The sequence below is a fragment of the uncultured Nostoc sp. genome, assembly GCF_964245445.1.
Classification (GTDB): Bacteria; Cyanobacteriota; Cyanobacteriia; order Cyanobacteriales; family Nostocaceae; genus Nostoc.
Map to the genome: position 1 here is coordinate 1 of NZ_CAXTNE010000158.1, position 14,711 is coordinate 14,711.

The 14,711-nt window shown below is 41.8% G+C and carries 15 protein-coding genes; 9 read left to right on the forward strand and 6 right to left on the reverse strand.

Features of this window, described 5'->3' with window-relative positions; all coding sequences use genetic code 11:
* Positions 1–165 precede the first annotated feature (165 nt).
* The 4 genes from ACFE90_RS23295 (at position 166) to ACFE90_RS23310 (ending at position 2,999) form a co-directional block, all read left to right on the forward strand.
* The gene (locus ACFE90_RS23295) at positions 166–966 is read left to right on the forward strand and encodes a hypothetical protein (protein WP_375504735.1); all 801 of its coding nucleotides are present in this window, start codon (positions 166–168) and stop codon (positions 964–966) included.
* Between the two features lie 93 nt (positions 967–1,059).
* Positions 1,060–1,779, forward strand: coding sequence for a HupE/UreJ family protein (locus ACFE90_RS23300; RefSeq protein WP_375504737.1), 720 nt, complete (start codon positions 1,060–1,062; stop codon positions 1,777–1,779).
* A 175-nt stretch (positions 1,780–1,954) separates the two neighbouring features.
* Positions 1,955–2,539 carry a hypothetical protein gene (locus ACFE90_RS23305; RefSeq protein WP_375504739.1) on the forward strand — a complete coding sequence of 195 codons (585 nt, stop codon included), beginning with the start codon at positions 1,955–1,957 and terminating at the stop codon, positions 2,537–2,539.
* 73 nt (positions 2,540–2,612) lie between these two features.
* Entirely contained in the window at positions 2,613–2,999 is a 387-nt protein-coding gene (locus ACFE90_RS23310) for a DUF2358 domain-containing protein (RefSeq protein ID WP_375504741.1), read from the forward strand.
* Between the two features lie 97 nt (positions 3,000–3,096).
* On the opposite strand, the gene ACFE90_RS23315 is transcribed toward ACFE90_RS23310, so the two are convergent.
* On the reverse strand, positions 3,097–3,324 hold the full coding sequence (locus tag ACFE90_RS23315) for a hypothetical protein (RefSeq protein WP_375504743.1): 228 nt from the start codon (positions 3,322–3,324) through the stop codon (positions 3,097–3,099).
* Between the two features lie 5 nt (positions 3,325–3,329).
* Here ACFE90_RS23315 and ACFE90_RS23320 point away from each other — a divergent pair, with 5 nt between their 5' ends.
* The 3 genes from ACFE90_RS23320 (at position 3,330) to ACFE90_RS23330 (ending at position 5,327) form a co-directional block, all read left to right on the forward strand.
* Positions 3,330–3,668: a hypothetical protein gene (locus ACFE90_RS23320; protein ID WP_375504745.1), complete on the forward strand. Its 339-nt coding sequence runs from the start codon at positions 3,330–3,332 to the stop codon at positions 3,666–3,668.
* Positions 3,669–3,837: 169 nt separating this feature from the next.
* The gene (locus ACFE90_RS23325; protein ID WP_375504747.1) at positions 3,838–4,233 is read left to right on the forward strand and encodes a hypothetical protein; all 396 of its coding nucleotides are present in this window, start codon (positions 3,838–3,840) and stop codon (positions 4,231–4,233) included.
* A 341-nt stretch (positions 4,234–4,574) separates the two neighbouring features.
* Positions 4,575–5,327: a hypothetical protein gene (locus tag ACFE90_RS23330; RefSeq protein ID WP_375504749.1), complete on the forward strand. Its 753-nt coding sequence runs from the start codon at positions 4,575–4,577 to the stop codon at positions 5,325–5,327.
* Between the two features lie 734 nt (positions 5,328–6,061).
* Here the strand turns inward: ACFE90_RS23330 and ACFE90_RS23335 are convergent.
* Both ACFE90_RS23335 and ACFE90_RS23340 read right to left on the reverse strand, forming a co-directional pair.
* A complete protein-coding gene (locus ACFE90_RS23335) occupies positions 6,062–6,187 on the reverse strand; it encodes a hypothetical protein (RefSeq protein WP_375504751.1) in 126 nt (41 codons plus the stop codon).
* A gap of 360 nt (positions 6,188–6,547) precedes the next feature.
* Positions 6,548–7,309 (reverse strand): class I SAM-dependent methyltransferase, encoded by a 762-nt coding sequence (locus ACFE90_RS23340; RefSeq protein ID WP_375504753.1) that lies wholly within the window; start codon positions 7,307–7,309, stop codon positions 6,548–6,550.
* 6 nt (positions 7,310–7,315) lie between these two features.
* On the opposite strand from ACFE90_RS23340, the gene ACFE90_RS23345 reads away from it, so the two are divergent.
* The gene (locus tag ACFE90_RS23345) at positions 7,316–8,134 is read left to right on the forward strand and encodes a class I SAM-dependent methyltransferase (RefSeq protein WP_375504755.1); all 819 of its coding nucleotides are present in this window, start codon (positions 7,316–7,318) and stop codon (positions 8,132–8,134) included.
* A gap of 171 nt (positions 8,135–8,305) precedes the next feature.
* The gene (locus ACFE90_RS23350) at positions 8,306–10,567 is read left to right on the forward strand and encodes a cation:proton antiporter (RefSeq protein WP_375504757.1); all 2,262 of its coding nucleotides are present in this window, start codon (positions 8,306–8,308) and stop codon (positions 10,565–10,567) included.
* Positions 10,568–10,779: 212 nt separating this feature from the next.
* Here ACFE90_RS23350 and ACFE90_RS23355 read toward each other — a convergent pair whose 3' ends face one another.
* The 3 genes from ACFE90_RS23355 to ACFE90_RS23365 all read right to left on the reverse strand — a co-directional run bounded on the left by ACFE90_RS23355 (position 10,780) and on the right by ACFE90_RS23365 (position 14,537).
* Positions 10,780–12,192 (reverse strand): TolC family protein, encoded by a 1,413-nt coding sequence (locus ACFE90_RS23355; RefSeq protein ID WP_375504759.1) that lies wholly within the window; start codon positions 12,190–12,192, stop codon positions 10,780–10,782.
* A gap of 341 nt (positions 12,193–12,533) precedes the next feature.
* Positions 12,534–13,205 (reverse strand): ABC transporter ATP-binding protein, encoded by a 672-nt coding sequence (locus tag ACFE90_RS23360; RefSeq protein WP_375504761.1) that lies wholly within the window; start codon positions 13,203–13,205, stop codon positions 12,534–12,536.
* 51 nt (positions 13,206–13,256) lie between these two features.
* Positions 13,257–14,537 (reverse strand): ABC transporter permease, encoded by a 1,281-nt coding sequence (locus tag ACFE90_RS23365; RefSeq protein WP_375504763.1) that lies wholly within the window; start codon positions 14,535–14,537, stop codon positions 13,257–13,259.
* Positions 14,538–14,711: the final 174 nt, after the last annotated feature.

Below are 14,711 nucleotides of genomic sequence, written 5' to 3' on the forward strand. Positions count from 1 at the left end.
CCCTGCCCCTCCGCCTCTTTGGTCATTACCTTGAAATTTTGCGATCGCATGACTGCGTTCTATTTCAGTAATATCAGGTAGGTCTTGCTGATTCCATTTACACAAAGTCTGACGCTGATTCTGAAAGCTTGTTCAATAATAAGTTATGCTGCAAAAGTCTTAGGGATGATGATAAGCACAAAGATAGTATATGTATGTTTATTCCTCTTTTTGATGATTGCTTTGTTTAGGCTCATAGATAAGCCGACTGAAGCAAATTCCTTTCAAGCAACTGAACAGCAGACAATCAGAGTTTTATTTATTGGCAACAGCTATACCTATGTCAATGACCTTCCTTGGTTGACACAACACTTGGCTGAGTCGGCAAAAGAAACTATAATGCTTGAAACTGAAATGGTTGTGGTCGGTGGAGCTACCCTCAAAAGCCACTGGAAAGGTGGTAAAGCACTCAGGCTATTGAGAGCGAAACGATGGGACTACGTAGTACTTCAAGAGCAAAGTACCTTACCGATCAGCAATCCCAAGGAAATGTACAAGTACGCCAGCCTGTTTGATGCCGAAATTAAGCGAGTAAATTCCCAAACAGTGTTCTACTTGACTTGGGCAAAGCAAAACCAACCAGAAACGCAACAGATATTGACCGATTCATATATGACAATTGCTAAAGAACTGAAAGCCAAAGTTGCACCTGTTGGAATAGTTTGGCAAAAAGTTCAGGAAGCTAATCCGAAATTGAACCTTTATAGTCTAGATCAAAGCCACCCTAGTCCTCTTGGCTCCTACATAGCAGCTTGCGTATTTTATACAACTATTTTACAGAATAGTCCGGTAGGGTTAAGCCGCCGTATATACAGTAGCCAATTTAGTACCCCACAAGAGGGCAACATACTTGAATTGGAAAGTTTAAGTGAAACAAATGCTGAAATAATTCAAAATTTAGTTGAGTGCATCGTCAGAAATATTTGATGAAGCTAGTGTAATCTTGTGTAATTACAACGTTAGTTTTTTTGAGTATGTGGGTAGTATAAACTACCGAAAAAACTAATTTGGCAGATGCTAATGTTCAAAAATAAATTATCACAATCTCATGCTTGGCGAGAATTTTACGCCTTGAGGTTAATGCATCGCCATATTGGGGCGATCGCAGTTCTAATTTTAATTAGCTTACTGAGTTCATTGAGTGGAACACCAGATCGTCATACCATCTCTAACTGCTGGGAAGGCTTTATCTGGGGATTGGCAGATCCAGTAATTAGCTTGAATTGTTTAGTTGGTATTGTTGCTATTGGGTTACTCTCATCTGTATTTGTTCGTGGTGCTGCGATCGGTAGATGTTTTGCCTTAGCAACAGTTTTAGGCATTGTGATTCATTTATTTCAGCTAAATTTACCAGGCACAGAAATAGCGATGCCTTCTCTTTCAGAGACGCTACCGCGAACGGCGGGCGCAGCCATCGCCATTTCTACCATCGTTTTTGGTACTATGCTAGTGATGCCAAATCAACCAAACTTTATAGTACTTGCTCTGGTAGGCATCAGTGCTGGTTTATTTCAGGGTTACGCTGATGCCGAATCTATTATTGGGGCAGGAATGATCCCATTAATTGCCTATATACTAGGCATGACCTTAACTCTGTTTGCGGTTGCCATGAGTGCCAAAGAAATTGGTAGTGCGATGGGTATGGGAGAAATAAACCGAATTTTACCCTGGAAAATTAGCATTGCTGGTTTCGCTTTGTGTGCGATCGGCATTGTGTTTTTGAGCAATTCGATAATCTAAATAACATATTTCAATTCAGTGGAATACATTCATTTGTGGGGGCGTACACTTAGCTGTACGCCCCCACTACGTCTTCAGACTGAAAATTTGTCCAGCAAGCAAGCAGTACAGAGTTTTAGTAAATAAGCTGATGCACCTCTGCGCTAATCTAGAGGCTATATATAAATAAAGAGTTATGACACCTGAAGAAATTGCTGATACGCTAACAGGATTATTTGGCACATCGGATGTTGCTGCATTGGCGCAGCCCGTCGTAGAGATCGCTCCTGGATCGTGGCAAGTAGACACTTCAGCTTTCCGGCTGTTGGTGCTGCTTTCTGAAGATAATACTTGGTTGCGAGTTTTACTACCTATTGTACCTATCCAAGAAGCCCAACCATTTTTAGGACAGTTCCTAGAAGCCAACTTTGATGACACTCAAGAAGTACGTTACGCTTTATCTGAAGGGGTAATTTGGGGGGTATTTCAACATAACACTAGCACTTTAGTGAGTGCAGATTTGTCCAATGCAATCAACCGACTTGTATCTCTCCATCAGGCTGGATTAGATAATGTCTTTAATCGACTAATTGAAAGCCGTATCCGGCAAATTATTCAGGCAGCAAAACAGCAAGGGCAATCTCTACAGGCTACTATGCAAAGCTTGGAACGCTTTTACGCAGAAGGAGTGATGGGCGATATAAATCAAACCTCAGAGGCGCGAGAAGAAGTTCTAACTGCTTGGCGGCGTCAGTTAGAACGTCTATGGAATGAGAGTTGATTTCAATTTTTAATAAGGATTTATATCCGCACCACGTTTCCATATAACCAATTTACACATATATCTATTTATCATGGATATCATTGAAATCCTCAAAGAAGACTATCAAAGATTCCCAGTAAATCAAACTTACAGCATTTACGCTCCAGACGTTTATTTTCAAGACCCACTAAATAAATTTCGTGGCGTTAAACGTTACAAACAGATGATTAATTTCATCGAGACTGTGTTTTTAGATCCCAAAATGGACTTACATAACATTCAACGTTTAGGAGACACAATAAAAACTGAGTGGACACTCAGTTGGAATACTCCTCTCCCCTGGAAGCCACGAATCTCTATTCCTGGTTGGAGTGAATTAAGTCTCAACTCTGATGGTTTGATTGTCTCCCATGTCGATTATTGGAATTGTTCACGCTTAGATGTGGTGAAGCAACATTTATTTGCTGCAAAAATGTAAACAATTAAGGCTTGCTCTAATTCCCTCCTTACCTCATATCTTGTACCTGAAAATTTGAATGTCAATTCCTTGACTAAGTGCTAAGTTTTTCAGGCGTTCAATGTGTTGTAAATTCAGGTACAAGCACCAATTGTGGAAATATAGCGTGGAATGCAATTTCTGCTGCTTGTCCCCAATCCGGTAAGTTTGTAGATGCGATCGCACTCCACCATGAGAATACTGGGACAGGTGTAAAACAGATTAATGTACCCAGCTTAAATCCCCATGCCTCCTGAATGATAGGAGCGCTCCTTTGTGCGAATAACACTACGGGTTGACCAATCATAAATATTGAGAAATCGGCTTAAGGCACTAGCAGACTTATTTTTAGAGTGTTCAGGTAAAGGTGTCAAGAGTGCCTCTAGGAATAATCAAGGGCATTGCTTCAAGGTTCCTTCCATCAGAAGCCATTATGATGAATATCGCAACATTCATCATCAACATCACGATATTCATCATCAACATCACGATATTCATCTTCAACATCGTGATATTCATCATCAACATCGCAATATTCATCATCAACATCACAATATTCATTATCAACATCACGATATTCATCATCAGCATCGTGATATTCATCATCAACATCGCAACATTCATCATCAACATCACAACATTCATCACTAACGTTAAAGCAATCGTCCAAAAAACCAGGTGCGATATCGTAATTAAGAGAAATTACTTATATTTAAGTATTAGTTTTCTAAAAAATAAAATTATTCACGAATTTTACTGAACCAGAAAACAGCTTTACTAAGTCAAACTAGCTCTAGAACCCTCTCTAACGAATATATCTATGTCCCGTCCAAAACGTACATCCCGTATTCTAGAAAAAGCTGAATTGAGATCCACGGGACTGAAAGCAATAGATTCAAACATGGATTTTGGCGATAATTGCGATTTGCAAAATCTGACTAAATCAATTGAGCAGTTACGCACTATGCTTGATGCTTATAACATCGCTCTAGCTATGATTGACTCTTCCAAAACTAAAATTGATGAGATGGAAAAAACCTTGAGCAATCTTACAGATAAGATGGTGAGGGGCGTTGCTTTTAAGTATGGCAAAAACAGCAGCGAATATGAGATGGCGGGTGGTATTCGTGATAGCGAACGTATCCGCAAAAGCAGGTTAACCCGCCTGAAAGCTGGTGCAGGAGAAGTATCAGATGAGAATGCTAAAACTGCCTAGTACACCACGGCGCAAGGCAGAAAGCAGAGGCGAAGTAAGCTTTTAGCAAGGGACATGGAGAATGAACAAACGCTACTTGTTCATTAAAAGTATTTGTTGTTGACTGCTACTCTCCCAATTTATTCTATTCGCTGATGCTCTTTAATAAGCAAGGTTTGTATACAGTTAATATCATGCAATACCATGCATATTATCTTATAAATTTTGTAGTATAGTCTCATTTTTGGTAATGTCGGAAATGTTGCAATCTGCGATTTTCAACAATTTTGCTTGTCTAAGTTCTGATTAGAGTTTATAGTGATACGGTGTTTTCTCTTACAATTTCTCGGCAGATTTTTTCCATGAATTATTCTCATAAATTGCAGAAGTATTTCGCTGCTTTCTCTTTATCTGTAGTGTTAGTAGCTGATTTAGTAATCACACAAAAAGCTCCTCCAGCTTTTGCCCAGACGGTAAATTCATCTATCGGTAATGGTGTAACATTCAGTTGCAATGATAGTGAAGCGACTATCATTGCTAAAAATGGCCCCAGAGTAGTTAAAGGAAATACAGCCTTTTATATTGGTTATCAGCAGGTTTCATCTAATAACAAAAATCCTGTAACTATCCGTTTTAATAATGGTATTAAAACATGGTGTAGAACTGACTACGAAACAACCAATGACGATGGTACAGGTTATGGATTGTATTGGGATGGAGGGAATGTTTTATATGGCGTTTACTCCTCCACTGGTAGTCAGACTGGTAGTGATTTTCGCCGCTTTGCAACTGGGCGTTGGTTATCTAGCTATGGTAGCGGAGGCGGGCCAAAAGCCGCGGTTATAGCCCGAATTAATCCAGCCAATGGTCAGGTTAACTATGCCACATTTTTATCTGCCAAAAGGGCGGATAATGGACAAACTAACTCTCTAGTTGTGCAAAATCTATCATGGAATGGCACAAACTTGACTGTGCAGGCAAAGTCATGGTGGACTCCTCGTGGCGCTAATACAAATTCCATGACTTGCACTGGTTCATCACCTTATCAATACACAGCAGTATTCACTGGCGATTTAACAAAGGTGAACTCGGCTTCAGCTCCTACGTGTAAGTAAAGGCTAATGATTCAGCTATCAAACTGCAACGCGAGAGTCATTAGTTCTTGAGATACCACTCCGTCAGAGAACATGGTTTGAATTATAACGGTTCTCAACCTAGTGAAGTACAATTTTGACCTCACTTCCATTCCTCTCTCCTTTTAGGCTATCCATTACCCGGATCTTTCTTAACATTGCTGTAAGCCAGACTCTGAGGGGATGATAGAAGTAAATAACCGTAGCATGATTGACTTTAGAAACAGAAAATAACTAAGGTATAGTGCGTAGGCGTAGCCCACCGGAGGCATCGCTAACTACAGAGATGGAGATGGGGAATCAGAGTGGAGAAGTTTCCAGGTAGCGGCGATTACACAATATCGCCGCAGCTCACGCCAAATGGTTTTCACTCCAGGTTCACCATCGCCTTTGTAGTTCAAAAAGCCACGCCTATAAGTAGGTCGGCGTAAATAATTCTTGTTGGAATAACGCAGGGGGCAGGGGGCAGGGAGCAGGGGGAGAAAGAGTTTGAGCCTTATTTACTTTTCTTCACACAGTTTGGTTTTATTGCACCGACTTACTTATTGCAATCATGCATACTGTTTGGCGTAAAGATGGTGGGTGCTCTAGTGGGATAATTTTATTAATCGTGGCAGATAAAGACTGCCATTCACAGGCTTATAAAACAGTGTCACAAGGCAACTCAGGATTAACTCGTGCTTGATAGTCAGCCATAATAAACACCACGCCACAATTTAAAAAGTTGCCAGCGCTATGTGAAAAAGCCTCGCAGTTTCCAGTTGTAATTTCTCAATTCCACAGCCGCTTTTTAAGACATATTGATAGCGTTCGATTAACCAACGATATGTGTACCATTTCACATATCGTGCTGCATCTTATAAATTATTAATTTCTCAGCTAGGAATCAACAACCAACTAATCGGATTAATCCCCAAAAGTGGGTTTTCTTCTAGTGCCAGAATCACTTATAACCTGGCAGATTTTAGCTGGCAACGCTCTTCGGTGATCTAATGGTACTTGAATGTCGAAAGTTGTAAACCGAATTGTTAAATTTGCGTTTCTGGTACTATGTTCTGGACTATGTTTAACCTCTACCGTAACTGTACCGCATGGTTTGGTTTATTTAATAGCTTGTTTGGTCTTATTTTAAGTATTTTGTTTTGTTATTAATAAAGATCCGGGTAATGGATAGTCTTTTAAAAGAGAGGTTTGCAGAGAGGTCAGAGTAAACTAGAAGCGCTATAATCAGGTTTCTCAAATACCATTAAATGCTGTTGAGGTAACAAGTTTTTAGTTTCACGCCAAACCAAACCAACAGCTTGCATTTCTTTACGGACTTGCTTTTGAGTCATTTTGTGCAGACCTTTAATCATGATAAAGGGATTTTCACCCCGGTACTCAACCAGCACTATCCGACCACCTGGTTTAAGTGCTTTCACAATTCCTTGCATCACTTCTTGAGGATACTCAAGTTCATGATAAGCATCTACCATCAAAGCTAAATTGATACTTTGAGATGGTAAGTTTGGGTTACTAAGAGTTGCCAAAACAGGCTCAACATTGGTGATATTTTTCTCTTTTTTGAACAACTCAATGATTTCCAACATTTCTGGCTGAACATCTACAGCTAACACCTTACCTGCTGTTAATAGCGGCGCAATGCGAAAGCTTAAGTAACCAGTACCAGCACCAATATCCGCCACTACATCATTAGGTTTCAAGTTGAGGAGGGTGACTACCTTACTTGGCTGTTCCTCTCTCTCTCGGCTGGGACGTTCTAGCCAGCCAGCGCCTGTGTATCCCATAACTTTGGCGATTTCGCGCCCCATGTAATATTTGCCGATACCATCTAGACTGTGGATTATCCGTTGTTCGTAAACAGTGGTGGATGAAGTCGCGGCTTGTGCTGTCAGGGTTGGATTCAGCAGCAAGCAACTCAATATCACAATAAAAGTTACTATAAAGTGGAGAAAATTTAACATTTGGTTATGACTGATCTAGATAATTATAAGCAGCAACTAAAAGAATTCTATGGTAGTAGAACGACTTATGACCATGAGGAAGGTACTCGCCATCCTCTAGAAGCCAAAATTTTACTTGAATTTGTTCCACTAAATTCGGGACAGAAAATCCTTGATGTGGCGACTGGAACGGGTTTAGTTGCGATACCCGCATCTGAAAAAGTTGGTTCAGAGGGCTACGTGATTGGGATTGACATGACCTCTGAAATGTTGCATCAAGCAAGACTTAAAATTGCAGCAGCAAAATTACAAAATATCGAGTTGATTGAGGCGGATGCAGAATATTTAAACTTTAGTGATAGTAGTTTTGATGTTGTCTTTTGCTGTGAAGCCATTGTACTTTTTCCTGATATCCTTGCTACTTTGCAAAAGTGGTACGGCTACTTGAAAACAGGAGGGTATGTGGCATTTACCTCTCCTCCCGAAACTGCTTTGATGGCATCTCTTCAGCAGAGGATTTGCGCTAGAGTTTTGGGCGTGTCATTACCACATATCCTTGAACCACTTGGAACTCCAGAAAAATGTCGAAATTTGCTCAATCAGGCAGGTTTTAGAGATATCGAAATTAAGATTGAGCCATCAGGACGTTATCGCCAGCTTAGTGATAACAAATTATCTGAGACAGTAATTAAGATAAATTTTAAAGGTAATCCCCTGTTGTCAAAATTATCACAAGAACAATTAAATCAATTGCAAGTTGAATATAAAGCAGAAATTGAGAAACTAGCAACCGATCGAGGTATTTGGATAGACACTACAAAGTTTTTTGTTCGCGCTCGAAAATAAGTTGATGAGCTTTGCTGCTGAATTGACAGCTTCGGGCGATCGCGCATGATAATCTTGCTGTTAATAATGACAATCACAGTTTAATCCCTAGACCGATGTAGAAGTAAACATTTTTAGATTTACTTGAAGCAGCGCCTTGAAAAATTTGTAATCCAACCTTTGGACGCTTATATGCAAAACCTGTCCCTAATGTTAGTGCCTGTACTCGCTGCACAGAAAGTAGTAGGTGATGGTTTAATTAAACCTCTCGGTCATCATGAACTGCTGTTGGTGCTGGTACAAATATCACTATTGCTTCTGGTAGCGCGGGGATTAGGTGAGTTGATGCGCCGAATTAACCTACCACCTGTTGTTGGGGAATTACTGGCGGGTGTGGTGCTTGGCCCTTCTTTATTTGGTTTGCTCCTTCCAGACTTACAGGCACACATCTTTCCCAAAAGTCAAGAACAGTCTAATTTACTTTCGGTGATTTCTTGGTTAGGCGTGTTATTTTTGCTGATTGTGACTGGGTTGGAAACGGATCTCAAGCTGATTCTTCGTAAAGGTAAAACGGCTCTGCTGATTTCACTGGGCGGAATTATTGTCCCGTTTATCACCGGATTTGGATTAGGCTGGCTATTGCCAGATAGTTTTTTAACCGACCCAGAAAAGCGACTAGTATTCAGTCTGTTCATAGCCACAGCAATGAGTATTTCGGCAGTACCAGTGATTGCTAAGGTGCTGATGGACTTAAACCTGATTCGCCGTGACATTGGTCAAGTCACCTTAGCTGCCGGCATGACTGACGACACTATCGGCTGGATTTTACTTTCTGTGGTTTCAGGTTTAGCTAGTAGCGGCAAATTTGACCTGGGGACAATTTTCCATTCCGTGAGTGCGGCTATATTGTTTCTAGCGATCGCCTTTACAATTGGGCGTACCATCGTAGACCAGATTTTGCGCTGGGTTGATGACTATGTTGGTGGAGTCGCCGCGAGTATGTCGGTTGTGCTGATTCTTTCGCTCTCAGCAGCAGCACTTACCCACGGATTAGGCCTAGAAGCAGCATTAGGTGCTTTTGTAATGGGGATTCTGGCAGGTCAATCTCGCCGCTTTAGCAATGAAGCTGGACACATGCTAGAAGTCTTCACAGCAAGCTTTCTAGCGCCAATTTTCTTTGCTTCAGCTGGCTTGAAAGTTAATTTACTAGCTCTGTTAGTCCCGCAAACGTTCATATTTGCCTTGATTGTTCTCGCTGTCGCCTGTGTTGGCAAATTTACAGGTGCTTACCTTGGTTCTCGCGCAGGCGGCTTGAGTCATTGGGAAGCTTTGGCGATGGGTTCCGGGATGAATGCTCGCGGGGCGATGGAAATTGTCGTTGCCACGATTGGTTTATCTTTGGGAGTGCTGAATCCCCAGATGTACTCGATTATTGTTATGGTGGCGATCGTGACTTCCCTAATGGCTCCACCCCTTTTGCGCTGGACTTTATCAAAAGTGGTTATGAGTGATGAGGAAGCTAGACGTTTGGAACAAGAAGAGCAAGATAGCCGCAGCTTTATCAAGCAGATTCAGCGTGTCTTAATACCTACTAGCGGTGGTCCCAACATCCAACTCGCGGCGCAACTAGTCGGTTACATGGCTCACCAAAACTCGATAGAAGTCACATCTCTATATGCCTTGAGTGACAAGCAGCCCCAAAAGAAAGCCCGTCGAACGGCAACCCAGGTGAAAGACACCGCCGCCGAGCAAGCTCTGGCTTCTGTTGCTGAAGAAATGCGACTACCTGCTGATACCACGCTGCAAACAAAAACGGAGTCGGGGCGGAATAAAGCGGAGGTAATTCTGAATGAAGCGAACAAAAACTATGACTTGATCGTACTGGGAGCTTCTGAACAGATCCGCCCTCAAAAAGCATTGTTCAATTTGCTTGTAGACAAGGTAGTACAAGAAGCGCCTTGTGCAACGATGGTAGTGAAGTCGCACCTACCCCACCCCAAAGGCGAAATATGCAAAATCGCTCAACAACAGCTGACAAAGATTCTGGTGCCAACAATAGGGACAGAATATAGCAAAAATGCTGTAGAGATGGCAAGTACGATCGCTGCTCAAACAGGCGCATTAGTTATGATCGTGAACGTGATTAATGTGCCACAGCTTGAGTATATTCTTTACGAGCAGCGATCGCTAACTCCAGTCAAGGAAATTGCCCACGATCTGCTCGAACAGCAAGCAGAAATTGCCCGCAATTTAGGTGCTGATGTTAAAACCTATATTCTTCAAGGAACTAGCCCAGAAAGGGAAATCCTCAAGTTTGCCCAAACCAAGGAAGTTGACTTAATTATTCTAGGGAGTAGTATCCGAATGGTTACGGGTCGCGTTTTCTTCGGTCACAGAGTGGATGCAATTCTGAGTAAAGCCCATTGCCCAGTAGCAGTAATTACTACGCCATAGGCATTTTCAGCTTTAGCTACATTACGACTGAGATGGGGAGTAGGGAGTAGTGTAGTTCAATTACTTGAAAAGCGCTGTAATTCGTAGCGAATTCTTTGCGCCCCTCTGCGTTTAAATTTCAACTCTCAATTCGCCACGATTTTACGCGCGGCTTTATCCGTTGGGTATTTAATTTTTAATTTTTAATTTTTAATTCTCCAGAGGGGCTGACCTTAGCGCGAACCTCTGGAAGTGACTGATCTTTGCAAATTAGCTAGAGCGCGATTGTAATCCAAAATAGCTGCGACTCGATTACCTTCTGCTCTTGTCAGGTCATTTTCAGCAGCAATCACCTCTGTTTGAGTACCTACACCAGCCTGGAACCTCAGTCTTGCTAAATTCAGAGCTTCCCTAGCTTGATTTAAAGCCACACTAGAAGTCTGCACATTATTTAAATTGGATTGCAATTGAGAATAGTACTGTTCTACATCAAAACGAATTAGGTCGCGCTGGCTACCAAATTGAGACTCTGCGATCGCAATATCAGCTGTCGACTGAGCCGCCCTTGCTCTTGCAGCTCCGGCATCAAACAAAGTGAGATTTCCGTTAAGTCCCAATGAATAGCCATCAGTAATGCTGACACCATCATTAAACCGATCTAACAGGTTGTAGTTGGCTGCCAAACTAATTTGCGGCCCTAGCTGTGAAAGTGCCTGTCGTCGCTGTTGCTCGGAAATATTACGTTGTGCTAAAAACTGTTGCAATTCTGGGCGATTTTGAAACGCTTGGACAATACTTTGTTCTACCGTCTGCGGCCAAAGACCGGCTATTTGTACAGGATCTGCGGCACTAATATCAACTGACTCTGACAAACTTAACAAAGTGGCAAGTTGGCGACGGGCAATTTGCTGCTGCGAGATAGAATTAGTCAGTTCTTGTTGAGAGTTTGCTAAATTCACCTGAGCTTGCAACACATCAAAGCGCGTACCTACTCCAGCCTGTTCTCTGGCTATAGTATCCCGCAAATTAGCCTGGGCATTTTCCACAGCAGCTCGATTAATTCTTACTTGTTCATCTGCTTGTTGCAAATTATAGTATTGAGTTGTGGTATTCAAACTAATTGTCAAAGATTGATTTTCAACATTCAATTGATCCACACGTAGTTGTTCTTCGGCAGCTTGGATTGTCGCTTGTCGATTACCGGAGGTATAAACGTCGTAATTCAGTTGTGCTGAACCATTAAAAGAGGTGCTACCTTGAGATCGATTGCTAGCAAAACCATTACCACTATTAGTCACATTACTATTAATTCCCAGAGTAGGAAACAAGGCAGCTTGAGACTCGCGTAGCGCCGAACGACTGCGTTCTAGCCGTAATAGAGCTACCTGTAAATCTCTATTGTTGCGTCGTGCTAGTTCCAAAGCTTGTGCCAAACTGATTGGTACAGTTCCCCGAATTCTTACTTCCTGCGGTTTGGTAGGAAATTGCAGAGGATTGGGACTGGGGTTGAGGTAATCGGGAACCTGTACAGGGGTTGAGGTATTCTGGGGTTTTGGGGGAGTTGCTGCACTTGCTGTATTTGGAAAAAGAATAGCGAACGCTACGGTAAGCCAGGTAAAATGCACGAAGAATAAACTGAAATTCATAAAATAGGAGTCAGAATACAGAATTCAGAATTCAGAATATTCTACCCATAAAGGGATAGAGTTTTAATGCGAGAACATTTAATACTAGTTTCGCTTAACCTCATCCGAGGTTTTTACCAATATTCAGACGATTGTAGCCTCTTTGGCGCAGCCTCTCGTACAGAATTCATACTGAGTTCTGACCGAAGGCGGAGCGTCTTTGGCTTTGCTCCTGAGTTCTGAATTCTTCTTATAAATAGATTGTAGTCATTAATTGGTTTTTGAGGATACAATCACAACTTTTCATCTTAATTGATCTACGGGAATTTTAAATTCCTCCTCAAAAAACTGATATTAACAAATTAGCCTACAATCAAGCCATCCTGAACTCGAATAATCCTTTTGGTTTGAGCAGCGATATCTGGTTCATGAGTGACAATTACAATCGTGATCCCTTGCTCATTAAGTTCAGTCAGTAAACTCATTACCTCACGAGAAGTTTCAGTATCTAAAGCTCCTGTTGGCTCATCTGCCAAAACTAATGCAGGTCGATTGACCAAAGCACGAGCGATCGCTACCCTTTGTTGTTGTCCCCCAGATAGTTGACTAGGACGATTAGATATGCGTCCCCCTAGTCCTACCTTTTCTAAAGCATCTAATGCCCTTTGACGGCGTTTTGGCTTAGGCAAGTTAGCGTAAACCATTGGTAACATAACATTTTCCAGCGCTGTTGCCCGCGCCAATAGGTTAAATTGTTGGAAAACAAAACCAATTCTTTGGTTACGAATATAGGCTAATTCATCATCATCAAAAGTCGTCAGGTTCCTGCCTTCAAAAATATAGTCTCCAGTTGTAGGACGATCCAGACATCCCAAAATATTCATGAGCGTGGATTTACCCGAACCTGACGCACCCATAATCGAGACATATTCCCCTTCCTCAATAGAGAGTTCAATTCCCTTGAGGATTGGAACACTAACTTCTCCCAAATGGTAAGTTTTAGTAATAGATTCCATCCAAATCATTGTTGGCATAAGAATTAGGAGTTAGGAGTTTGGAATTACGAATTACAAATTACGAATTATTTAGTCGCTTCTTAAAGCAGTAATTGGATCTAATTTAGATGCATTCCGTGCTGGAATTACCCCAGCCACTAAACCAACGCTCAATGAGAGTCCAAAGCCAGCAATGATCGATAACAAAGAAATTACAAAGGGAAACTTGAAAGTGTTTGCAGCTATAAAGGCTAATAAAATCCCAGTGACCATCCCAATACATCCGCCAACAATGGAAATCACGATCGCTTCGGTTAAAAATTGATTAAGTATTGCAGAATTGGTGGCTCCTACGGCTTTGCGAATCCCGATTTCTCGCGTCCGCTCAACCACGGAAACCAGCATAATGTTGGCAATACCGATTCCACCAACCACTAACGAAATTCCAGCGATCGCCACTACCATTACTGTAAATAAACCCACAATACTAGTGAAGGTACTAACAATATCAGCTTGATTGGTCAATCGAAAATCATCAGCTTGCGGCGGATAAATGTTGTGACGCAGCCGTAAAAGATTGGTGACTTGAAACTGAGCGGCTTCTAACTGCTCCTGATTAGCGCCTTTAACTAAAATTCCATTTACAGAAACGCCTACCAAGGCATTGTTCCCAACCAGTCTCTTTGACATAGTAGTTAGAGGAATGAAAACCTGGTCATCTCGATCCATCGGCCCCTGAGAACCTTTGGGTTCCATCACCCCAATTACTTCATAAGCCTCTCCTTGAATGCGAATTTTCTCGCCGATAGGATTTACACCCTGTGCAAAGAGTGTTTTTTGAACTGTAGGGCCAAGAATAGCTACCTGTGCGGTAGTATCTAATTCTTCTTGAGTAAAATATCTCCCTTGCTGGGGGTGAGTATTTCTGACTTCTGGGTAGTTCAAATCTGTGCCATAAATGGTTGTTGAGGTGTTCTGTCCTGCATATACAACTTGAGCGCTGCGTTGAAGATAAGCAGAAACCATCTGTGCTGATGGTGCTTGTGTAGCGATCGCCTTTGCATCTTCCCAAGTCAAGGTGCTGCTAGAACCTACTCCTTGTCGGACATTTCCGCTTCTTGCCGCACCCGCTAAGATTTGGATCACATCTGTACCCAATGCTTGTATCTGTTGCTCAACTCCCTTTTGGACTCCCTGACCGACAGAAGTAATGGCAATAACTGAAGAAATCCCAATAATTACGCCCAACATAGTTAAACCTGTGCGTAATTTGTTACTCCACAGAGTCTCTGCCGCCATTGTCAAGATTTCCAGCAACGGCACTGTGCGAGTATTCTTCGGTTTGTAAAAGCCCTTAAATATCTTAAACATAAAGTTTTATTTGAAACTCAATACAATTGAGTTAAGCATTTCTTCCTTCTCTTCCTTTGCGTCCTTCTCTAACGAGACGCTACGCGATCGCGTCCTTGGCGGTTCGTTAAAAAAGTTGAACCTTTTTACTCGACAGTTGAGCCTTTTTACTCGACAGTTGAGCCTTTTTACTCG